Source organism: Streptomyces sp. NPDC046900, from assembly GCF_040644975.1.
GTDB lineage: Bacteria > Actinomycetota > Actinomycetes > Streptomycetales > Streptomycetaceae > Streptomyces.
The window spans coordinates 133,648-153,942 of record NZ_JBEYXD010000012.1; the positions used below are offsets into that span (position 1 = coordinate 133,648).

The 20,295-nt window shown below is 72.7% G+C and carries 20 protein-coding genes; 9 read left to right on the forward strand and 11 right to left on the reverse strand.

Annotation, left to right across the window (positions count from 1 at the left end):
* The first annotated feature begins 31 nt into the window (after positions 1-31).
* Positions 32-1,342 carry an MFS transporter gene (locus tag ABZ904_RS15120; protein WP_361823458.1) on the forward strand — a complete coding sequence of 437 codons (1,311 nt, stop codon included), beginning with the start codon at positions 32-34 and terminating at the stop codon, positions 1,340-1,342.
* A gap of 10 nt (positions 1,343-1,352) precedes the next feature.
* On the opposite strand, the gene ABZ904_RS15125 is transcribed toward ABZ904_RS15120, so the two are convergent.
* A complete protein-coding gene (locus tag ABZ904_RS15125) occupies positions 1,353-1,967 on the reverse strand; it encodes a flavin reductase family protein (RefSeq protein ID WP_360993381.1) in 615 nt (204 codons plus the stop codon).
* A gap of 88 nt (positions 1,968-2,055) precedes the next feature.
* Between ABZ904_RS15125 and ABZ904_RS15130 the strand changes: the two genes are divergently transcribed.
* On the forward strand, positions 2,056-2,226 hold the full coding sequence (locus ABZ904_RS15130) for a hypothetical protein (protein WP_360993384.1): 171 nt from the start codon (positions 2,056-2,058) through the stop codon (positions 2,224-2,226).
* A gap of 3 nt (positions 2,227-2,229) precedes the next feature.
* Here ABZ904_RS15130 and ABZ904_RS15135 read toward each other — a convergent pair whose 3' ends face one another.
* The 3 genes from ABZ904_RS15135 to ABZ904_RS15145 form a co-directional block, all read right to left on the reverse strand.
* Entirely contained in the window at positions 2,230-3,021 is a 792-nt protein-coding gene (locus ABZ904_RS15135; protein WP_359394048.1) for an enoyl-CoA hydratase-related protein, read from the reverse strand.
* Complete coding sequence (locus ABZ904_RS15140; RefSeq protein WP_361823462.1) at positions 3,018-5,243, reverse strand: acetate--CoA ligase family protein; 2,226 nt, start codon at positions 5,241-5,243, stop codon at positions 3,018-3,020. The genes ABZ904_RS15135 and ABZ904_RS15140 overlap by 4 nt, the downstream gene beginning before the upstream one ends.
* A gap of 184 nt (positions 5,244-5,427) precedes the next feature.
* Entirely contained in the window at positions 5,428-6,627 is a 1,200-nt protein-coding gene (locus tag ABZ904_RS15145; RefSeq protein ID WP_359394052.1) for an NAD(P)/FAD-dependent oxidoreductase, read from the reverse strand.
* A 346-nt stretch (positions 6,628-6,973) separates the two neighbouring features.
* Between ABZ904_RS15145 and ABZ904_RS15150 the strand changes: the two genes are divergently transcribed.
* The 3 genes from ABZ904_RS15150 (at position 6,974) to ABZ904_RS15160 (ending at position 8,531) form a co-directional block, all read left to right on the forward strand.
* On the forward strand, positions 6,974-7,426 hold the full coding sequence (locus ABZ904_RS15150) for a DoxX family protein (protein ID WP_359394054.1): 453 nt from the start codon (positions 6,974-6,976) through the stop codon (positions 7,424-7,426).
* Positions 7,423-7,845 carry a Zn-ribbon domain-containing OB-fold protein gene (locus tag ABZ904_RS15155; RefSeq protein ID WP_359394056.1) on the forward strand — a complete coding sequence of 141 codons (423 nt, stop codon included), beginning with the start codon at positions 7,423-7,425 and terminating at the stop codon, positions 7,843-7,845. Before ABZ904_RS15150 ends, ABZ904_RS15155 begins: the two co-directional genes overlap by 4 nt.
* A 77-nt stretch (positions 7,846-7,922) precedes the next feature.
* The gene (locus tag ABZ904_RS15160; protein ID WP_359394058.1) at positions 7,923-8,531 is read left to right on the forward strand and encodes a GNAT family N-acetyltransferase; all 609 of its coding nucleotides are present in this window, start codon (positions 7,923-7,925) and stop codon (positions 8,529-8,531) included.
* Positions 8,532-8,678: 147 nt separating this feature from the next.
* On the opposite strand, the gene ABZ904_RS15165 is transcribed toward ABZ904_RS15160, so the two are convergent.
* Both ABZ904_RS15165 and ABZ904_RS15170 read right to left on the reverse strand, forming a co-directional pair.
* Entirely contained in the window at positions 8,679-9,344 is a 666-nt protein-coding gene (locus tag ABZ904_RS15165; protein WP_359394060.1) for a pyridoxal 5'-phosphate synthase, read from the reverse strand.
* Between the two features lie 99 nt (positions 9,345-9,443).
* Positions 9,444-10,616 (reverse strand): acetyl-CoA acetyltransferase, encoded by a 1,173-nt coding sequence (locus ABZ904_RS15170; RefSeq protein WP_361823467.1) that lies wholly within the window; start codon positions 10,614-10,616, stop codon positions 9,444-9,446.
* A gap of 94 nt (positions 10,617-10,710) precedes the next feature.
* On the opposite strand from ABZ904_RS15170, the gene ABZ904_RS15175 reads away from it, so the two are divergent.
* Positions 10,711-11,886, forward strand: a complete 1,176-nt coding sequence (locus ABZ904_RS15175; RefSeq protein ID WP_361823470.1) for an acyl-CoA dehydrogenase family protein — start codon at positions 10,711-10,713, stop codon at positions 11,884-11,886.
* Positions 11,883-12,356 (forward strand): nitroreductase family deazaflavin-dependent oxidoreductase, encoded by a 474-nt coding sequence (locus ABZ904_RS15180; RefSeq protein WP_359394067.1) that lies wholly within the window; start codon positions 11,883-11,885, stop codon positions 12,354-12,356. The genes ABZ904_RS15175 and ABZ904_RS15180 overlap by 4 nt, the downstream gene beginning before the upstream one ends.
* Positions 12,357-12,365: 9 nt before the next feature.
* On the opposite strand, the gene ABZ904_RS15185 is transcribed toward ABZ904_RS15180, so the two are convergent.
* A complete protein-coding gene (locus tag ABZ904_RS15185) occupies positions 12,366-12,992 on the reverse strand; it encodes a LysE family translocator (protein ID WP_359394069.1) in 627 nt (208 codons plus the stop codon).
* Between the two features lie 82 nt (positions 12,993-13,074).
* On the opposite strand from ABZ904_RS15185, the gene ABZ904_RS15190 reads away from it, so the two are divergent.
* Complete coding sequence (locus ABZ904_RS15190) at positions 13,075-13,536, forward strand: Lrp/AsnC family transcriptional regulator (RefSeq protein ID WP_359394070.1); 462 nt, start codon at positions 13,075-13,077, stop codon at positions 13,534-13,536.
* 117 nt (positions 13,537-13,653) lie between these two features.
* On the opposite strand, the gene ABZ904_RS15195 is transcribed toward ABZ904_RS15190, so the two are convergent.
* Positions 13,654-14,301, reverse strand: coding sequence for a TetR family transcriptional regulator (locus ABZ904_RS15195; protein WP_359394072.1), 648 nt, complete (start codon positions 14,299-14,301; stop codon positions 13,654-13,656).
* A gap of 950 nt (positions 14,302-15,251) precedes the next feature.
* On the opposite strand from ABZ904_RS15195, the gene ABZ904_RS15200 reads away from it, so the two are divergent.
* Positions 15,252-17,573: a serine/threonine-protein kinase gene (locus ABZ904_RS15200; protein ID WP_361823475.1), complete on the forward strand. Its 2,322-nt coding sequence runs from the start codon at positions 15,252-15,254 to the stop codon at positions 17,571-17,573.
* Positions 17,574-17,849: 276 nt separating this feature from the next.
* On the opposite strand, the gene ABZ904_RS15205 is transcribed toward ABZ904_RS15200, so the two are convergent.
* From ABZ904_RS15205 to ABZ904_RS15215, 3 genes are read right to left on the reverse strand one after another with little or no spacing between them, the layout of a single operon-like run.
* A complete protein-coding gene (locus tag ABZ904_RS15205) occupies positions 17,850-18,629 on the reverse strand; it encodes an enoyl-CoA hydratase/isomerase family protein (protein WP_359394076.1) in 780 nt (259 codons plus the stop codon).
* Positions 18,626-19,054 (reverse strand): OB-fold domain-containing protein, encoded by a 429-nt coding sequence (locus tag ABZ904_RS15210; RefSeq protein ID WP_359394078.1) that lies wholly within the window; start codon positions 19,052-19,054, stop codon positions 18,626-18,628. The genes ABZ904_RS15205 and ABZ904_RS15210 overlap by 4 nt, the downstream gene beginning before the upstream one ends.
* 36 nt (positions 19,055-19,090) lie before the next feature.
* Positions 19,091-20,254: a lipid-transfer protein gene (locus ABZ904_RS15215; protein ID WP_361823478.1), complete on the reverse strand. Its 1,164-nt coding sequence runs from the start codon at positions 20,252-20,254 to the stop codon at positions 19,091-19,093.
* Between the last annotated feature and the right edge of the window lie 41 nt (positions 20,255-20,295).

Genomic DNA, 20,295 nt, shown 5'->3' on the forward strand with positions numbered 1-20,295 from the left:
TCGGCCCACTCCGGCCCGGATCCTCTATGACGTGACGCAGACAACCGACGCCGCGGCCGCGGCGGAGTTCCGGACCGACAAGAAGCCGCCCCGCATCCACCGGGCATGGTTCGTCGCCGCCGTCACCTTTGTGACGATCATCGGCGCCGCCGCCTTCCGCTCCCTGCCGGGACTGCTCATCGACCCGCTCCACCAGGAGTTCGGCTGGTCACGCGGCACGATCGGTGCCGCGGTCTCCATCAACCTCGCGCTGTACGGGCTGACCGCCCCCTTCGCGGCCGCCCTGATGGACCGCTTCGGGATCCGCCGGATCGTGGCCGTGGCCCTGACCGTGATCGCGCTCGGCTCGGGCCTGACGGTGTGGATGGACTCCGCCTGGCAGCTGCTGCTGTGCTGGGGTCTGCTGGTCGGCCTCGGCACCGGTTCGATGGCGCTGGCCTTCGCCGCGACGGTCACCAACCGCTGGTTCACCGAGCGCCGCGGCCTGGTGACCGGCATCCTCACCGCCGCCTCGGCCTCCGGGCAGCTGATCTTCCTGCCCGTGCTGTCCTGGATCGTCGAGACGCACGACTGGCGCCCGGCCGCCGTCACGGTGTCCCTCGCCGCCCTCGCGGTCGTCCCCTTCGTCTGGCTCCTGCTGCGCGACCACCCGGCCGACGTCGGTCTGAAGCCTTACGGGGCCAAGGAGTTCGTGCCGAAGCCGGAGCCCGCCCGTGGCGCCGCCCGCCGTGCGGTCACGGTCCTCTCCTCGGCCGCCCGCACCGGCACCTTCTGGCTGCTGGCCGGCAGCTTCGCGATCTGCGGAGCCTCCACCAACAGCCTGATCCAGACCCACTTCGTGCCCGCGGCCCACGACCACGGCATGCCCGTCACGGCGGCGGCCTCGCTGCTCGCGGTCATCGGCGTGTTCGACGTCGTCGGCACGATCGCCTCCGGCTGGTTCACCGACCGCTTCGAGGCGCGCCGCCTGCTCGCGGTCTACTACGCCCTGCGCGGTGTCTCGCTCCTCTTCCTGCCCATGCTGCTGGCGCCGAGCGTCCATCCGCCGATGCTCTTCTTCATCCTCTTCTACGGTCTCGACTGGGTCGCCACGGTCCCGCCCACCGTCGCCCTGTGCCGTGCGCAGTACGGCGACGACAGCGCGATCGTCTTCGGCTGGGTCCTCGCCTCGCACCAGGTCGGCGCCGCGCTCGTGGCCTTCCTCGGCGGTGTCGCCCGGGACGCGTTCGGCTCCTACGACGTGGTCTGGTACGCGTCGGGCGCGCTGTGCGCGGCGGCGGCCCTGATGGTGCTGGTGATCCGGCGGCGCCCGGCGGTGACCCCGGCCGTCGTACCGGCCTGAGGCCCTCCCCTCAGGGCGCCAGCCGCGCGAACCGGCCCCGGTGGAACAGCAGCGGCCCGCCGGGGGCCTCGCCCGTGTCCAGGGCGTCCACCCGGCCCACCACGATGAGGTGGTCGCCGCCGGTGTGCACGGCGTGGATCGTGCAGTCGACCCAGGCGGCCGCACCCGCCAGCCGCGGGGACCCGGAGACCGGCGCCGCGTCGTACTCCACACCCGCGAACTTGTCCGCACCGCTCACCGCGAACGCGCGGCACAGCTTGCCCTGACCGGCGCCCAGGACGTTGACGCAGAAGACGCCCGCCCGGGCGATACGCGGCCAGGTCGCCGACGTACGGCCCACCATGAAGGCGACGAGCGGCGGGGCGAGGGAGAGGGAGCAGAAGGACTGGCAGGCGAACCCGGCGGGGGAGTGCGCGCCGTCGGCGGCCGGGGCCGTCACCACGGTCACCCCGGTCGCGAAGCCGCCCAGCACACGGCGGAACTCGCCCTGGTCGACCGGCGCCCGCTCGTCCGCGCGGACGCACCGCAGCTCCGGGCGCGGCAGCGCCTCGACGGTCCCCGCGGCCGGGGACCCGGCGGGCCTGAGGTAACGGACGGCGGCGGCCGCCATCCCTGCGTGTCCCATCACACCGCCCATTGAATCTGACGATACGTCAGATTGGAAGAGGTGCGGCGGGCACAGACAGAGCAGTGCCCAGGCGGTCCGGCATGGGGTGGGGAAGGACGCCGGGCGCGACGGCGTGCTCGTACGCCTCCACGGTGACTGCGGCGACGACACCCACCGGTCGGTCGGCGGCACCGAGGAGGAGCCCGGACTGTTCGTGCTCTTCGGCGACCCGGATGCGGGCGAGCTGTGGATCCTCAAACGGGTGGCCGCCGCCTGAGCCTCACCGGCCCCAAAACTCCGGGCTCCTGCGTTCCACGAAGGCCGTGAGTCCCTCCCGCGCGTCCTGGGTCGTCATGTTGACCTCCTGCGCGGCGGCCTCGGCGGCGAAGGCGGCGGCCCGCTCCGTGCCGAGGGAGGCGTTGACGAGCTGCTTGGTCAGGGCGAGCGCCCGGGTGGGGCCGGCGGCGAGGCGGGCCGCCCACCCGCGAGCCGTCTTGTCCAGCTCCCCGTCCGGAACCACCCGGTTGACCAGCCCGAGCCGTTCGGCGTCCGCAGCGGGGAGCGCGTCGCCGAAGAACATCAGCTCCTTGGTGCGCTGCGGGCCGATCAGCCGGGGCAGCAGATAGGCGCCGCCGCCGTCCGGCACGAGCCCGCGCCGCACGAACACCTCGATGAACCGGGCGGATTCCGCGGCCAGTACGAGATCGCAGGCGAGCGCGAGATGGGCGCCGAGCCCGGCCGCCGTACCGTTGACGGCCGCGATCACCGGTTTCTCGCAGTCCAGCACGGCCGCGATCAGCCGCTGTGCGCCGAGCCGGATCGTCCGGGCGACGTCCCCGGTGACCCGCTCGCCGCCCCCCGCACCGCCCCGCAGATCCGCGCCCGCGCAGAAGCCGCGCCCGGTGCCGGTGAGGACGACGGCCCGGATCTCCGGGTCTCGGTCCGCTTCCTCCAGCAAGGCGATGAGCCGGTCCCGTTGGCCGGGCGTGAGGGCGTTGAGGGCCTCGGGACGGTTCAGGACGACGAAGGAGACGTGGTCGCGGACCTCGTGCCGTACGCCCTGCTCGCTCATCGGCACACCGCCAGCGCGTCCAGCGCCACCGCGCCCTGCCCCCTGGGCAGCACCAGCAGCGGATTGATGTCCAGCTCGGCCAGCTCGTCCCCCAGCTCCAGCGCCATGCGCTGCACCCGCAGGACGACCTCCACCAGGGCGTCGAGGTCGGCCGACGGCCGCCCCCGGACGCCGTCGAGCAGCGCCCGGCCGCGCAGTTCGGTGAGCATGTCCCGGGCCTGGTCCTCACCGAACGGCGGCACGCGCACGGCCGCGTCCCGCAGCACCTCCACCAGCACCCCGCCGAGCCCCACGGTCACGACCGGCCCGAACAGCTCGTCGCGCGTGACCCCGACGACCATCTCCACGCCCGGCTCCACCATCTGGCACACCAGGATCCCGTCCAGCGCCACGCCCTCGTAGCGGGCGATGTCGGTCAGCTCCCGGTAGGCGTCCCTGACCTGGCTGGCGGAGGTCAGCCCGATCTTCACCAGGCCGAGTTCGGTCTTGTGGGCGATCTGCGCGCCGGAGGCCTTCATCACCACCGGGTAGCCGACGAGACCCGCCGCCCGCACCGCCGCCGCCGCGCTGGTCACGAGCTGCTCGCGGGGCACGCGTATGCCGTACGCCCGCAGCAGCTGCTTCGCCGCGTGCTCGCTGAGCTGCTGACCCGGCCGCATCAGCGCGTGCGCCTTCTTGAAGGACAGGGAGGGAGTGCGGGGGGCCTCGTCGAACGGGGAGCGGTAGCCGCGGGCGAAGCGGTGATGGCCGAGGTAGGCGCGGACGGCGGTGAGGCAGTTGCCGACCGTGCGGAACGTGGCCACGCGGGAGGAGCCGAGCAGGACCTCGCGGTACGCCGGCTCGGTCCCGACCGGCGACCCCCACACCACGCAGACCAGCTTGTCCGTGTGCTCCGCCGCGTCCACGAGATCCCGCACGAGCCGGTCGCTCAGCGGCGGGAACGGCCCGGTGATCGGGCAGATCAGCACGCCCACCTCGGGGTCGGTGAGGATCGAGTCGATGATCTGCCGGCCGCGCCCGTCGCCCACCGGATGACCCCCGTTGTCCACGGGATTGGCGACGCTCAGGTACTCCGGTATCCACTGGTGCAGTTCGGCCTGCCTGGTCTCCGACAGGACCGGCAACCGCAGTCCGGCCTCGGTCGCCAGGTCGGCGACATGCGCGCCCGTGCCACCCGAGATCGAATAGACGACCACGCCGTCCGCCTGCGGGGGCCGGGCCCGGGCCAGCAGGGTGGCGGTGTCCTGGAGTTCGTCGAGTCCGTCGACGCGGACGACCCCGAACTGCCGCATCGCCGCGTCGACCACGTCGTCCGCGCCGGTCAGCTTGCCGGTGTGCGAGGCGGCCGTGCGGGCGCCGGTCTCGGTGCGGCCCACCTTGACCGCCACGACCGGCACACCGCGCCGGGCGGCCCGGTCGGCGGCCAGCAGGAAGGAGCGGCCGTCCTTCAGACCCTCGATGTAGCAGGCGATGGCGCCTACCTCGGGCCGCTCGGCGAAGTAGGAGATGAAGTCGGCCGTCTCGAGATCGGCCTCGTTCCCGGTGGGCGCCCAGTGGGAGAGCCTGACTCCCAGCTCCTGCAGGGCGAAGACGGGCCGTCCCTGGTGCCCGGACTGGGTGATGAGCGCGATGGCCGGCCCCTCGAGGTCCTCCCGGAACCGCTCGAAGGCGTTGAGGTTGGTGTTGGGCCCGAGCAGCCGTACCCCGGACCGCTCCACGGCGGCGGCGAGCCGGTTCTGGGCGGCGGCGCCCTCCTCGCCGGTCTCGGCGAAACCGGAGGCGAAGGCGACGGCGAACTTCACCTTGGCCGCGCTGAGTTCCTCGATGAGCGGAAGCGGGTCGGAGACGAGCAGGACGGCGAGGTCGACCTGTTCGGGCAGGTCCGCGAGACAGGGAGAGCAGGGGATGCCGAAGACCTCCCGGCGGGTGGGGTGCACCGGGTGCAGCCGGGCGCCGACCCGTTCGGCCCAGGCGAGCAGCTGCCGGGTGATGCCGGTTCCCGGTCGCCCTTCGGTGTCCGACGCGCCGACGACGGCGACGGACTCAGGCCGGAAGAACCGTTCCAGGTCGGGGACTTCGGCGCGCAGCGGGCGCCCGCTCACGTCGAGGTCGCCGACGCCCGCGGCCCTGCCGTGCACGACGGGCGAGGGGGGCTCACCGCAGGCGAGGATCCGGGCCCGGCGGGAGTCGGTGGTGAGGGTGCCGTGGGTTGATCCAAGCATCGTTCCACCCGCTCCTGTGTGACGGCCTGCATAACTGACGCAATGTCAGATTACTGAACTGACGCAGCGTCAGGAAGAGAGCCGCAGGTACTCGTCAGAGCTCGCGCACTTGCGTTGGTGATCGACTGCGCGGCAAGCGGTCGTGGTTGCGGCGCCGGAGGCGAAGTGGCCCGGTCGGCGGCGGTCAGCGCGTTGCCTGGTCCCGCTCCGCGTGGCGTGCCGCCGCCTTGGCGATCTTCCGGGCGTCGACGGCCAGTTCGCGAAACATCCCGCTGATCGGGTTGGTGAACCCGGTGAAGTACAGGCCGGGAGCGGTGCGCGGGGAGCGGGCGCCGTGCACGACCGGCTTGCCGCGGGCATCGAGGACACCGAGGTGGCCGACGAGTTCCTCCAGTGCGCGGACGTATCCGGTCGCGGCAATCACCGCCTCGGGCTCGATACGGCTGCCGTCGGCGAGCACGACCTTGCGGTCCTCGAACGCTTCCACGGCCGCCACGACTTCGACCCGCCCCTTGCGTACGGCGTCGATGAGACCGACGTCCTGGACGGGTATGGAACCCTCGTTGACCCGGGAGTACAGCCCGGTGCCGGGCCGGGGCAGTCCGTGCTCCGACAGGTCCGGCACGCTGATCTTCGCCATCGGCACGGCCATCCGGTCGACGAGCCGCACCGGCAGCCGCCGTACCAGGATCCCTGTGAACTGGGCCGCCCAGCCGGCGGTGGACCGGCGCACGACATGGGGCGCGGTGCGCACCGACAGCCGCACCCGGGAGGCACCGCCCTCCACCAGGTCGACGGCGATCTCGGCGCCGGTGTTGCCGACCCCCACGACGAGGACGTCGCGGCCGGCGTAGGGCTTCGCGTTGCGGTACTGGCCGGCGTGCAGCAACTCGCCGGTGTAGGCATCGCGGCCGGGCCAGTCCGGGACGCGCGGGGTGTGGTTGTAGCCGGTGGCGACGACGACCGCGCTGCCCGTCAGCTCACGGCCGCCGGTCGCGTGCAGCAGCCAGCCGGTGCCGTCGGGGGCCGGCTCGACACGCGAGACCTCGACTCCGGTGACGATCTCCAACTGGTGGTGCTCGGAGTACTTCTCCAGGTAGCGGACCACGTTGTCACGGGACACCCACCGTCCGAAGGACCGCGGCATCGGCAGCCCGGGCAGGGCCGAGAGGCGGCGCGTGGTGTGCAGGTGCAGCCGGTCGTAGTGGCGCCGCCAGGACGCGGCGACGCGGTCGGACTTCTCCAGGACGACGGCCCGCAGACCTCGGGCGCGCAGCGCGTACGCCGCGGCGAGCCCACCCGGGCCGCCGCCGATCACATACACCGGTCGGTCCTCGTGGGCCGGAACCACGGGATGTGACGAAGCAGTGGAGGAGTCGGCCATGAGCGGAGCGTATCCAGCGACTGCGTTGATGGGTTTCGGTCAAGACGGGAATCGGTTGCGAATCGATCACGGCTGTAGGAGGAGTGGGTGGGGCCGGTGTCGTAGACGGACCGGATGTGGGCGATCGGTGGGGCTCGCGGCCGTCCCGGACTACGGGTCGGGCTGGTGTCCGGTAGCGCGACCTGAGGCGGCGCGGCCCGAGGGACGCGGTCCGGCGCGGCTTCCGGGCCGAGTTCGTCTGCGCGGCCGGGTGAGGCCCTTCCCGTACCCGTCCCTTGCGGACGGACCGCGGGTGCGCTGAACTGACGTACCGTCAGGTAACTGGACGGCGGGAGGGCGGCGCAGCATGGACACGATCTGGCTCACCGGCGCGGAATGGTTCGCCGTGCTGCGCGTCGGTCTCGGACTGTGGTGGCTGGAGAGCTGGCGGCACAAGGACAAGAAGGCGTGGTTCGAGCGGGGCTCCGGGATCGCGTGGGCGGCGGACGTCGCGGCCAAGCACCGCTGGACGGCGGTGCGCAGCGGCTTCGACGTGCTGGTCGCACCGCGGCCGCGGACGATGGCGTACGTGGTCGTGTACGCGGAACTGGCCCTCGGGCTGGGCCTGATCGCGGGCTTCCTGACGCCCGTCGCCCTGGTCGGCGGGCTGCTCCTGAACGTCCTCTACTTCACGCTCATGATCCACGACTGGGCCGAGCAGGGACAGAATTCGATGATGGCGCTGATCTCGGCGGTGGGGTTGTTCGGGATGTCGTGGCAGACGTGGTCGGTGGACAGCGCGCTGGGGTTGTTCCGGTGAGCGGGACGCCGGGCGGGCCGCCCCGCTTCGACCTCCCCGAACAGGACGCCTTCACCCGTACGTACTGGGAGGCGGCGGCCGAGGGGCGGTTGCTGATCCGCCGCTGCGCGGCGTGCGGGCGCGCGCACCACTATCCGCGGGAGTTCTGCCCGCACTGCTGGAGCGAGGACGTGACCTGGGAGCAGGCAGGTGGCCGGGCCACGCTCTACACCTGGTCCGTCGTCCACCGCAACGACCTGCCGCCCTTCGCGGACCGCACGCCCTACACCGCGGCCGTGGTCGATCTCGCGGAGGGACCGCGGATGATGACGGAAGTGGTGGAGTGCGAGGGAGCCGAGCTGCGGGTGGGGATGGATCTGCAGGTCGCCTTCCGACGGGCCGGGGGCGTGCCGGTGCCGGTGTTCCGGCCACGGCGGTGAGGCGTTGGACGACGCTTGTGCGGGTGCGGCCGCGAAAACGAGGGGCGAAGCGGGGAATCAGGGGCTTCAATGGCCTGATGACCGACGTCAAGAGGAACTCTCCGGCGCCCCCTGACTCCTCCCGCGAACTGCACGGCCACGGTCTGCGGCTGTGCTCCTGGGACGTCCGGTCCCGGGAACACGTCGAGGCGTGGCTGCGGGGGCTGACCGATCCGGACTTCCGGCAGTGGAACACGCCGCTGAAGACCGTGGACAACTGGGAGGATGCCCTGGCGTCGATGCGGTCGAAGGCGGCGGGCGTGGCGAACGGCACGAACGCCTCGTTCCGGATCACGGACGCGGAGAGCGGCGGGACGCTGGGGCACATCGGCGTCAACGAGATCGACCACGTCCTGCGCGTCGCCCGCGTCGGCTACTGGATCCTTCCCGAGGCCCGCGGCCGCGGTGTCGCCTCCCGCGCACTCGCCCTCACCGCCCGCTGGGCCCTGACCGACCTGGGCCTCAACCGCCTGGAGTTGGGTCATGCCCTCGGCCACGAGGCCTCCTGCCGCATAGCGGAACGGTGCGGCTTCCCGTTCGAGGGGACCTTGCGCGGGGCGATGTTCGAGGCGGGACGCAAGGACGTCTTCCGCGACGTCCATCTCCACGCACGGATCGCGAGCGACCCGGAGCCGGAGATCCCGTAGCCGTCGGGGCTCCGCCGATGTCCGAGGGCTCCGGGTCGAGCGGGGTCAGACGTAGCACATCCAGACACGCAGGCTACGGCGAGGGTATGAAGACGATCACGTGGCGTGAGTTCCGCAACGACTCCGCACCGTGACAGGGGCCGCACGTCAAGGCCACAGCAGGTCCTTCGCCCACCCCTCTTGCGTCCGGCGGTAGGCGAGCCGTACGTGCCGGCGTGTCGCGTCTCCCTGGAAGAACTCGACCTCGTCCGGCCGGAGGCGGTAGAGCGTCCAGGACGGGACCGGGACGTCCGGCTCCCGCTGTGCCCGCTCCCACGCCTCCTCCGAGGCCCGCGCCAACTCCTCGGTAGAGCTGAGCACTTCGCTCTGGCGACCGGTGAGCGCCGCGGCCAGCGCGCCCGTCGACCGGGCGTGCAGATCCGCCTGCCCCTCTTCCGCGGGCGCGGGCGCTACCGGGCCGCGCACCCGGATCTGGCGGCCCTGGACGGGCCAGTAGAAACCCAGCGCGGCATACGGCCTCGCCGCCAGCTGGCGGCCCTTGCGACTGCCCACGTGCGTCGCGAACGCCCAGCCGTCCCTGTCCGCCTCGTGCAGCATCACGGTGCGGACGTCCGGTGTGCCGTCCGGGTCCGCCGTCGCCAGCGACATCGTGTGCGGTTCGGTCTGCCCCGCCGCCACCGCCTGCGCGAACCAGTCCCGGAACAGGGCCAGTGGCTCCTCGGGCGCCGCTGCCGGGTCGAAGGCGGGCAGCTCGGTGGTCTGCGGGTCCCACACCCGCAGGGTCCTGAGCAGCTCGTGAAGATCCGTTCCCATACCTTCGAGTATCGCTCCCGGGCCCGACGGCGCCGGGCAGGCCGCGCCATCAGCAAGCCGCGCGGCGGGGACCGCATCGGGGCAGAGCGGCCCCGGGGCTCAACGCCCCAGCACCACCGTCCCCGACGAGCAGAACCAACCGCCCGTGCCGGAGGCGACACCCAGCCGGGGCAACGCGCCGTCCCGTAGCCGCACCTGGCGGTCCCCGGCCTCGCCGCGCAGCTGGCGCACCGCCTCCACCAGCAGGAAAAGCCCGCGCATCCCGGGGTGTTGGGCCGACAGGCCACCCCCGTCCGTGTTCACCGGCAGCTCCCCGCCCCGCACCAGCAGCCGTCCCTTCTCGACGAACGCGCCGCCCTCGCCCTTCGCACAGAAGCCGAGGTCCTCCAGCGTCACCAGCGTCATGTACGTGAAGGCGTCGTAGAGCTCCGCGAAGTCGATCTCCTCCGGCCGCACTCCCGCCCGCCCGAAGGCGAGACGGCCGCTCACCGCCGCCGGGGAGAAGGTGAAGTCCGGCCACTCGGACATCGTCGTGTGCGAGACGTGCTCCCCGGTCCCGAGGACCCACACCGGTCGCGTACGGCAGTCCCGTACCAGGTCCCGCGCCACCAGCAGCACCGCCGCACCGCCGTCGGACCGTATGCAGCAGTGCAGCTTGGTGAAGGGATCCGCGATCACCGGGCCGGACAGGACCTCGTCGACGGTGATCGGGTCACGGAACATCGCCTCCGGGTTCGCCGCCGCGTTGGCCCGTGCCTGTACCGCCACCTCGGCCAGCTGTTCGATCGTCGTGCCGTACTCGTGCATATGGCGGCGGGCCGCCATCGCGTACTTGGCGATGAGCGTGTGGCCGTAGGGGGCCTCGAACTGGAGGGGTCCGCGGGCGCCGTAGGACAGGGTGCCGGTGCGGCGGCCCGCACGGATGTCCGCACGGGCCGTCGAGCCGTAGACCAGGAGCACCGCCCGTGCGTGCCCCGCCGCGATGGCCTCCGCCGCGTGCGCCGCCATGACCTCCCAGGTGGAGCCGCCGACGGACGTGGAGTCGACCCAGGTGGGCCTGAGGCCGAGATACTCCGCGACCTCCGCGGGCGCCAGCGTGCCGAGGCCGGCCGAGGCGAAGCCGTCGATCGCCGAGCGGTCCAGGCCCGCGTCGGCCAGGGCGCGACGGGCGGCCTGGGCGTGCAGGGCGTACGGCGTCGCCTCGTCGACCCGGCCGCAGTCGGACAGTGCCACGCCGACGATCGCGGCCTGCCGGCCGGTCACAGCACTCATGGATCTGACGGTACATCAGGTTTCTGCGCGGCGGGCCTGTGCGCGGGCACCCCGCCGTCCTAACATGACGGGTCGTCAGACGAAGGAGGCCCCCATGGACGCCCGCTTCACCGTCGAACAGGACGAGATCCGCCGTACCGTGCGGGAGGCGCTCGTCCGGGTGTGCGGGCCGCAGGACCTCCGGGCCGCCGTCCGGACCGGCACCGGGTACGACCCCGCCCTGTGGACGACCCTCGCGAAACTCGGTCTGCCCGGGCTGGCACTCCCGCAGACGTACGGCGGCGTCGCCTGCACCACCACCGAACTCGCCCTCGCCTGCGAGGAGGTGGGGCGAGTTCTCGCCCCCTCCCCGCTGCTGTCCACGGCCGTCCTCGCCGCACCCCTGCTGCTGGCCCTCGGTACCGACGGCCAGCGTGCCGAGCTGCTGCCCCGGATCGCCTCCGGGGAGCTGACCGCCGCCCTCGCCGTACCCGGCACGGCCCTCGCCACCGCCCTCGCCCTGGTCGGCGACAACCGGGGCGACTGGGCGGGCGGTGGACGCGCCGGCGGCATTCAGGCGCGGCGGGCGGAGGGCGCCTGGCGGTTGTACGGGGAGGCGGACCAGGTACTGGACGGGCACAGTGCCGGGCTGCTGGTGGTGGCCGCCCACGCCGGGGGATTCGCGCGGTCGCGGACCCTGTTGTTCCTCGTACGGGAAGGCGCGGTGCGCACGCGGCAGACCGCTCTGGACTGCACACGCCCCTGTGCCCGCATCCAACTGCGCGAGGTGGAAGCGGAATTGCTGGGAGAGGACGGCGCCGATGTGGCCGGGGCGCTCGCCGCTCTCGGGGACCGTGCCGCCGCCGTCCTCGCCTGCGAGGCCGTGGGAGCCGCCGCCCGGGCGCTGGAACGGACCGTCGAGTACGTCGGGCAGCGGGAGCAGTTCGGCCGGCCGATCGGGTCCTTCCAGGCCGTGAAGCACCGGCTGGCCGATGTGCATGTGCGGGTGCAGACGGCGCGTTCGGCGGCGTACTACGCGGCCTGGGCGACCGTGCACGGCGAGAAGGGTGTGGGCGGGCTCGCCCTGGCGCAGGCTCTGGAGGCGCTGAGGACCGCCGCCGTCGAGGGGATCCAGCTGCACGGCGGCATCGGGTTCACCTGGGAGCACGACGCCCACCTGTACTTCAAGCGGGCGGCCGGGGACGAGCTGCTGTTCGGGCCCGTGCACCGGCTGCGGGCGCACGCCGCCGACGCGGCCCGGCTGTTCGAGCACAGGGGGGTGGCCGTGTGACGGCCGTGGGAGTACGGATCGTGCAGAAGGTGTCCTCCACACGCGCCTTCGCGAAGGTGGCGCCGCACGTCGTGCCCGCGCTCGACCGTGCGGTGCACCGGCTGACCCGGGGGAGGTTCCTGCTCAGCGCGCGGATGCTGCCGAGCGTGATCCTCACGTCCACCGGCGCGAGGAGCGGGCTGCCGCGCCGGACGCCCCTGGCGTGCATGCCGGAGGAGAGCGGCAGCTGGCTCCTCGTCGGGTCCAACTTCGGGCGCACCGGCCACCCCGCCTGGACCGCGAACCTCCTGGCCCGCCCCGAGGCCGAGGTCAGCTGGAAGGGGGCGGACATCCCGGTCACGGCCCATCTGCTGGAGGGCGAGGAGCGGGCGGCGGCCTGGAGGGCGGTGTCGGTCTTCTGGCCGCCGTACGCGACCTACCAGGCGCGGGTGGAGCGGGAGATCCGGTTGTTTCGGATCGTACGGCGCTGAGCGCACCGCTCAGAGCGTCGCCAGCCGCTCCACCAGCAGAAACGTGCCGATGCCGAGCATCGCGGCCCCGCTCGTCCGGGTGACCGCCCGGGCGGCGGCCGGGCGTGCGCCCAGCACGGCCCGGGCCAGGACGCCGACGGTGAGGTAGACGGCCGTGCAGCACGCCATGTGCGTAAGGCCCAGCACCCCCGTCTGCGCCGCCACCGGCAGCCGTGCGCCCTTCGTGACCAGGAACTGCGGCAGTACGGAGAGATAGAGCAGCAGACCCTTGGGGTTGAGCCCGCTGATCGTGGCGCCCCGGCGGAAGAAACGGGCCGAGGAGGCGTCGGCCGGTTCCCCGGCGGCCGCCCCCGGAACGCCGGGGCGGCGCAGCACCCCCCACCCCAGCCACACCAGGTACCCGGCTCCCGCCACCGTCAGCGCCGTCAGCAGCCCCGGCGATCCCGCCACCAGGACCGCGAGCCCCGCCACCGCCAGGGCCGTGTGCACCGCGTACCCGGCGACCAGGCCGGCCACCGCCGGCACCACCGGCCCCGCTCGCAGGCCCGCCGCGATCACGTACGCCCAGTCGGCACCCGGCACGCACACCAGCAGCAGGTCCACGGCGAGAAAGGACAACACCGCTCCCGTATCCATACCGGGGACATTAGGCGCGAGCGGCGCGAAAGTGTTCCTTAAATTTGCCCTTGATCGCGGTCTCAGGGGGAGAATCTGCCTCATGGACTCCGTGGATCAGAAAATCCTTGCCGAGCTGCAGCAGGACGGGCGACTGACCGTGACCGAGCTCGCCGCGAGGGTGCGGCTCAGCGTCTCGCCCTGCCACCGGCGGCTGCGCGAGCTGGAGCGGAGCGGCGCGATCCGCGGCTACCGGGCCGTCGTGGACCCCGCCGCCGTCGGGCTGAACTTCGAGGCGCTGGTCTTCGTCTCGATGCGGCAGGAGGACCGGGACACCGTCGCGGAGTTCGAGCGGGCGCTGAGCGAGGTGGAGCACATCGTGGAGGCGCAGCGGCTGTTCGGCGAGCCCGACTATCTGCTGCGGATCGCGACCGCCGACCTCGCCGCCTTCCAGCGGCTCTACGACGAGCGGCTGGCGACCCTTCCGGGCGTGCAGCGGCTGACGTCCACTCTGGTGATGAAGCACGTGGTGGAGGACCGCCCGCTGCCCGGTACGCGGGCATGACGACCCGGGTGGGCCGGCACAGGCAGCGGGCGGTGGCCCACCGGAGTGGACCACCGCCCGCATGACAGAACGTGAGCTGGAACAGCCGACCAGGTCAGGGGGAACGCGCGACGAGGGCTACTTCGTCGGTTTCTTCCCGGTGACGCCCAGATGCACCAACAGGGCGAGGTTCGGCTTGAGTTCGGCCTGCTTGACACCCCAGGACTGGAAGCCCTTCTGGTGCGAGGCCACGGACGCGAGCATCGCCACGAGGGCGCCGGCCACGGCCGCCGGGTTCACGTCCTTGTCGACCTTGCCTTTGGACTGGAGTTCGGTGATCGAGTCCGCGAGAGAGTTGTTCACGGAGTTCAGGATCTTCATACGGAGTTTGTAGAAGCGCTTGTCGCCCTCGGCCGCCCCCAGGTCGACGACGCGCAGGATCGCATCGTGCTTGCGCCAGAACTCCAGGAACCCGTCCACGAGTTCCTGAGAGGTCTGCCACCCCGCCTTGCCGACCCACGAGCGTCCCTCGAGCAGTGCGGTCAACCCCGCGCCCTCGGTGGCCATTTGCTCGGCGATCTCCAGGACGGCGCCCTCGACATCCGGGAAGTACTGGTAGAAGGTCGCCGGCGACGTCCCCGCCTTCCGGGCGACGTCAATGACTTTGACGTCCCGGTAGGGAGAGGAGCTGAGCATCTCGCTGAGGCAGTCGAGCAGCTTCTGCCGGGTCGCCTGCCCACGCCGACCGGCCACGCGGCCGTCGACGGTACGCACTTGTCCTGTCATGCCGTCAGCTTACCGAGGGGTGATCGGAGCGCGATTCGGCCGACTGCAAATGGGGACCCGGGGTACCGTGGACGGCTTCCGAGGCCTGTGAGAAGGCGGTACGCGGACGCGTACCGCGGTCCTGGAGCCCCTCGAGCCGGTGCCATGGCCGAAAATCCGCCCCCCGCCACATGGGAACGGGCGCTCCCCGGCGGCGGAGCCGTCTCCTTTGACGACAGGAGCCCCGACGGTGGCCCCGTGCCCGAAGGCGTCCCGTGCGGGCCGGGTGCTCCTCCGGGTGGCCGCGCTCGGATGGCGAACCCGTGGCCGCGCTGGTACCCAGGAGGGGCGGGGAGGCCCACTGGCCGCACGCGTATATCGCGACGCCGGACGTCACCGCGCAGACCGCGCGGACCGGGTGTATCCGGGCGCCCGGCGACATCGCCCGGCTCATCCCATGGACACTCTCGGCGCCGTACCGCCCCCGAGCCGGTCCCTTCAGACCGATGCGGCGCGCGCAGCTTCCGGCGAGCGGCACGTCTTCCCGCCCGGGACACCTTCCCGTACTCTCGATCGCCCCGCCGTCCCCGATGCCCCTGTGCGCGGTGGGCCGGCCGGGCGGCGAAGGACAGGTACCACCGTTCGAGACCTCGTACGGAAGGGTGGTGGTGGTCACGCGCCATCAGAGGGCGTCCTCCGGCCCCGCCGCAGCGGTGGCCGGGCACTCCGAAGCCGTGGCGCGGCACTTCACGGGCGCGCCCCGCGTTTCATCATGCGGGCGGATGCTTCCCGAGGGGCGGTCCGGCACGGTTTTGTCCTGAGACACCCCGATCCGCCCCCGGGTTCGCAACCGGTGGCGCGGACAGGGAGAATCGGGCTGCGTGCCGCCACGGCGGTGCGGTGGTGAGACGCTGCACGGGGTCGCGTGCACAAGGCGGATGACGTGACCCGTACGGGGAGGTGGCAGGCAAGTGGTGGATCAGCTGACACAGCACGATCCGCGGCGGATCGGGCCGTTCGAGGTGCTGGGACGGCTGGGTGCCGGCGGCATGGGGCTGGTCTATCTCGCGCGCTCGGCGTCCGGCCGGCGCGTGGCGATCAAGACGGTGCGCACCGAGCTCGCCGAGGACCAGCTCTTCCGGGTCCGTTTCACGCGCGAGGTCGAGGCGGCTCGGGCGGTGTCCGGCTTCTACACGGCTGCCGTGGTCGACGCCGACCCGCGTGCGGCCGTGCCGTGGCTGGCCACCGCGTATGTGCCCGCGCCCTCCCTCGAGGAGATAGTGACCGAGTGCGGGCCGCTGCCGGCCCAGGCGGTGCGCTGGCTGGCCGCGGGCGTCGCGGAGGCGCTCCAGTCCATCCACGGTGCGGGCCTGGTCCACCGCGACCTGAAGCCGTCGAACGTCCTCGTCGTCGAGGACGGCCCCCGGGTGATCGACTTCGGTATCGCCTCCGGTGTGTCAAACACCCGTCTGACGATGACCAACGTCGCCGTCGGTACGCCCGCGTACATGTCTCCCGAGCAGGCGAAGGACTCGCGCAGTGTGACCGGCGCGAGCGACGTCTTCTCGCTCGGCTCGATGCTCGTCTTCGCGGCCACCGGGCATCCGCCCTTCCACGGCGCCAACCCCGTCGAGACCGTCTTCATGCTGCTGCGTGAGGGTCCGGACCTGTCGGGCCTCCCGGACGAGCTGCGTCCGCTCATCGAGTCCTGCATGCAGATGGAGGCCACCGGCCGCCCGAACCCGGCGGACCTCCAGGCCCAGCTCGCACCCCACCTCTTCGGTTCCGGCTCCGACGACAGCGGTACGGCGTCGGCGTGGCTGCCCGAGAAGGCCGTCGGCCTGATCGAGTCGCGCCGCGGCGGCCGCCCGGCGGCGAAGCCCCCTGCCGGCCGCAGCGGTGGCGGGCGCCCGGCGGTGCCCCCGCCGCCCTCGCACGACCCGGTTCCGGTGCCGGCCGGCGCGCCCGACGGCGGCCCGGTGCGGCTCGCGGGCGCGGCCGTGCCGATCGGGCCGGGGCCGCGGGTGGCCGACGCCCGGGCCGCCGCGGTGAAGGCGCCTCCCCCGGAGGCGGGTCTCGTCGCGTCCTGGTCCCGGCCGGGCCCCGGCGTCAACGGCGTGGCCGCCACGGTCGCACCGCCGGCCGTACCCCCGGAGACCGCCACGGGCTGGCGCCCGTGGCGTTTCCGCATGTCGAACGATGTCTGGGGCACCCCCTCGGTCGCCGGCGACCTCGTCTACGTCACCTCCTTCGAGGTGCACGCCCTGGACGTGGCGACCGGTCGCCGCCGCTTCAAGACGCGGGACGTGGCCTGGTCGATGGCGGTCGCCGACGGCCGTATCCACGCCTCCGACGGCCCCACGCTCTTCGCCCTGGACGCCCGCGAGGGCGCGGATCTGTGGCGGCTGTCCATGGACGGCTGGATCTACTCCCTCAAGGCCGACCGCGGCACGGTCGTCACCGGCACCCGCGGCGGCGGCGTCCAGGCGTGGGAGGCGTCCAGCGGCCGCAAACTGTGGGAGATCTCCGGCGCGCAGACGGACTTCGAGTCGCCGGAGGCCGGGCCGGTGGTCCACGAAGGCACCGTGTACGTGTGGAAGAACGGCCGGCTGTGGGCCCTGGAGGCGCGCACGGGCGAGGAGCGCTGGTCGTACCCGATCGGGGACGCGGCCTCCTGCGGTGGCGTCCCGGTGCGCCTGACCCACACCACGGACGGCCATGTGTACCTCTCGGCCGGCACCAGGGTCTTGGCCGTCGATGTGGCGACCGGCATGGTGCGCTGGCACTTCGAGGCGCCCGCGGTGTTCCTGTGCCCGCCGACCTTCGTACCGGGCCCCGCGGTGACGGGCGGCGGCATCTACCTGGCGGACTACCTGGGCACGGTGTACGCCCTCGACGCGACGGACGGCCGTGACCGCTGGCGGATCGCCACCGAGTCGCGGGCCGCGATCGAGCCGGTCCTGGTGGCGGCGGGGCACGTCCACGTGGGCAGCGGCAAGGGTCTGTACACCCTGGACGCGGTCACGGGCACCCCGAAGTGGCGCTTCCAGGCGGGCGGCGAGATCGTGGGCTCCCCGGCTGTGGCGGAGGGCCGTATCCACTTCGGCTCCACGGACCACCTGCTGTACACGCTGAAGGCCGACGACGGCCGGCTGCGCTGGAAGCTGGCGACCGGTGGTGAGATCACCGGTGCGCCGGTGGTGAAGGACGGCGTGGTGTACGCGTGCAGCAAGGACCGCTGTGTGTACGCCCTCGACGCGGAGAAGGGGACGGGAACCGCCCGGACCGCCTGAGAGCGGCTCTGGACGGCCGTCGCACGGGACCTGACGGAAGGGATACCGGACGGCGGCCGTCATCGAAGACGCTACGCCGAGTACGCGCGTCGTGCCATGCGGTGGCGAACGCGGCGGAGCGCCCCGTTACGCCCCCGCCGACGGTAGTGGCACCTGCACCCGGCGGCCCACGGACCCTACGCCACAGTCGAGGTCCGGAACCCGAACGCGGTCGCGGCCGGGTTCGGGGTGGACGTCGAGCTCGATCCGGACGCCTACGCCGACAACTGGCGTGCGCTACCGCACCCGGTACCCGCCCGTCCGCCTCCGGGCGAACAACTCCGCCTGCCGCTCGGGCGGCAGGTTCCCCAGCGCGATGAGCGAGGGCGCGTGCGCGAAGGCCTGCGACCGCGTCGCCTCCTTCGCCGCCCACAGGGCCCGTACGGTCCCCTGCACTCCCGTCGTCGGATAGGAGGCGATGACGGCGGCGCAGCTCACTGCCGCGTCCAGCGCCCCACCGGGAGGGGTGAGTTCGGACACCAGGCCGATCTCGTAGGCCCGCCGGGCGGAGATCCGCTCGGCGGTCCCCATCAGCGCCATCCGTGCGGCCTCCCCGTACGGCATCCGGTGGGCCGCGTGGACGGACTCGTATGCGCTGACCATCCCGTAGGTGGTGTGCGGGTCGAAGAAGGCCGCGGTCGGGTCCGCCACGATGAACTCGCTCTCGCCGAGCAGGTAGAACGCCCCGCCGCAGGCGATGCCGCGCACGGCGGCGACAACCGGCTTCCACAGGTCGTTGGCCTTCGGCCCGATGCGGAGCAGCGGATCGTCCACCATGTAGGGCGAGTCGGGCTGTGGTACCTCCGTGTCGCGGTCGAACCCCGTGCAGAAGGCGCGTTCACCCGCGCCCGTGAGGACGACGGCCCGGACGGAGCCGTCGAAGCGCAACGCCCGCCAGCATGAGGCGAGTTCGGAGGCGGTCGGCAGATCGATGGCGTTGAGCTTGGCCGGCCGGTCGAGGGTCACGACCGCGACCCCGCTCTCCTTGTCGGCGTCGACCCGCAGTCCCCCGCTCACGCCCGCTCCAGAACCCAGCGGGGCAGCCCGTCACGGCTGAAGACGGCCTGCACGCGCGCGCCGATGCGGATCCGGTCGGGGGGCACCGAGTCCAGGGGCGCGTCCGGGCCGGTGACGAGGTTCCCGACGAGCCGGATGCGGGGCGTCTCGGCCAGTTCCACCACGATCACGTTGTACGGCGCCTGCGCCGCGTAGGCCGCGAGCAGCGGCGGATGCGGGGCGACGTAGGACCAGATCCGGCCCTTCCCGCTGGTGAGCCGCCACTCGGTCGCGAACGACCGGCAGCGCGGGCAGCAGGGGCGGGGCGGGAAGCGCGGCTCGCCGCAGTCGGCGCAGGCCTGGACGCGCAGTTCGCCGCGGGCGGCGTACTCCCAGAAGGGCGCACCGTCCTCGTCACGGACGGGGGAGAGGAGGCTGTCGGTCATGGGGCGGCTCCTTTGCCGACGGGTGCCGGGCATGGGTCAGTTCCTCAGCAGCAGGGCGGAGGTGGGGACCCCCTCACCGGCGGTGACCAGACAGGTGGCGGCACCCGGGACCTGCGCGGTACTGGTCCCCCGCAGTTGCTTCACGCCCTCGTTGATGAGGTTGAAGCCGTGGACGTACGCCTCGGACAGCCCGCCGCCCCCGGTGTTGAGGGGCAGCCGTCCGCCGATCTCCAGCGCGCCCCCCTCGGTGAAGGCGCCGCCCTCCCCCCTGCCGCAGAAGCCGTACCCCTCGAGGGAGAGCGGTACGAGGGGCGTGAACGCGTCGTAGATCTGGGCGACATCGACGTCGTCCGGAGCGAAGTCGGCGTGCTTCCACAGGTGCCGGGCGGCCGTCCAGGCGGGTCCGGTGAGCGGGTCGTCGTTCCAGTAGTTGACCATCCCATGGTGCTGGGAGGGCAGGCCCTGGGCGGCGGAGCGGATGTACACCGGACGCTGCCGGCAGTCGCGGGCGCGCTCGGCGGAGACCACGACACAGGCCAGCGCCCCGTCCGTCTCCAGGCAGTTGTCGAAGAGGCACAGCGGCTCGCTGATCCATCGGGAACTCATGTACATCTCCCGTGTCAGCGGCCGCTCGTACATGATCGCGGCGGGGTTCTGGTTGGCGCGGTTGCGGCAGGCGAGCGCGACGTCGAAGAGGTGTTCCCGGGTCGCCCCGTACTCGTGCATATAGCGACGGGCGAGCATCCCGATCTCGTCGACCGGCCTGAGCAGCCCGAAGGGCCGCGTCCACTGGGCCGGGGTGGGCAGTTGCACGGCCGTGTTCCGCCACGGCCGGGGACCGCTGCCGCGCTTGCGCGACCGCCAGGCGACGCCGACGGTCGCCTGCCCGGTGGCGATGGCGGCGGCGAGGTGTGCGACGGTGGCGCAGGAGCCGCCGCCTCCGTACCCGACCTTGCTGAAGAAGGTCAGATCCCCGAGCCCGACCGCCTTCGCCACCTCGACCTCGTCGGTCTCCTCCATGGTGTACGAGGCGAGCGCGTCGACCTCGCCGGGCGCGATCCCGGCGTCGTCGAGGGCGGCGAGGACGGCGCGACAGGCCAGCGCCTTCTCGGACTCGGCGAGCCGGCGGGCGAAGACGGTCTGCCCGATGCCGACGACGGCGGTGGCGTCCTTGAGCCCTTTGAACCCTGTCGTTGCCATGGGCGCACACCTCCGCGCGGAGAACGGGCTGCTGACAGGCC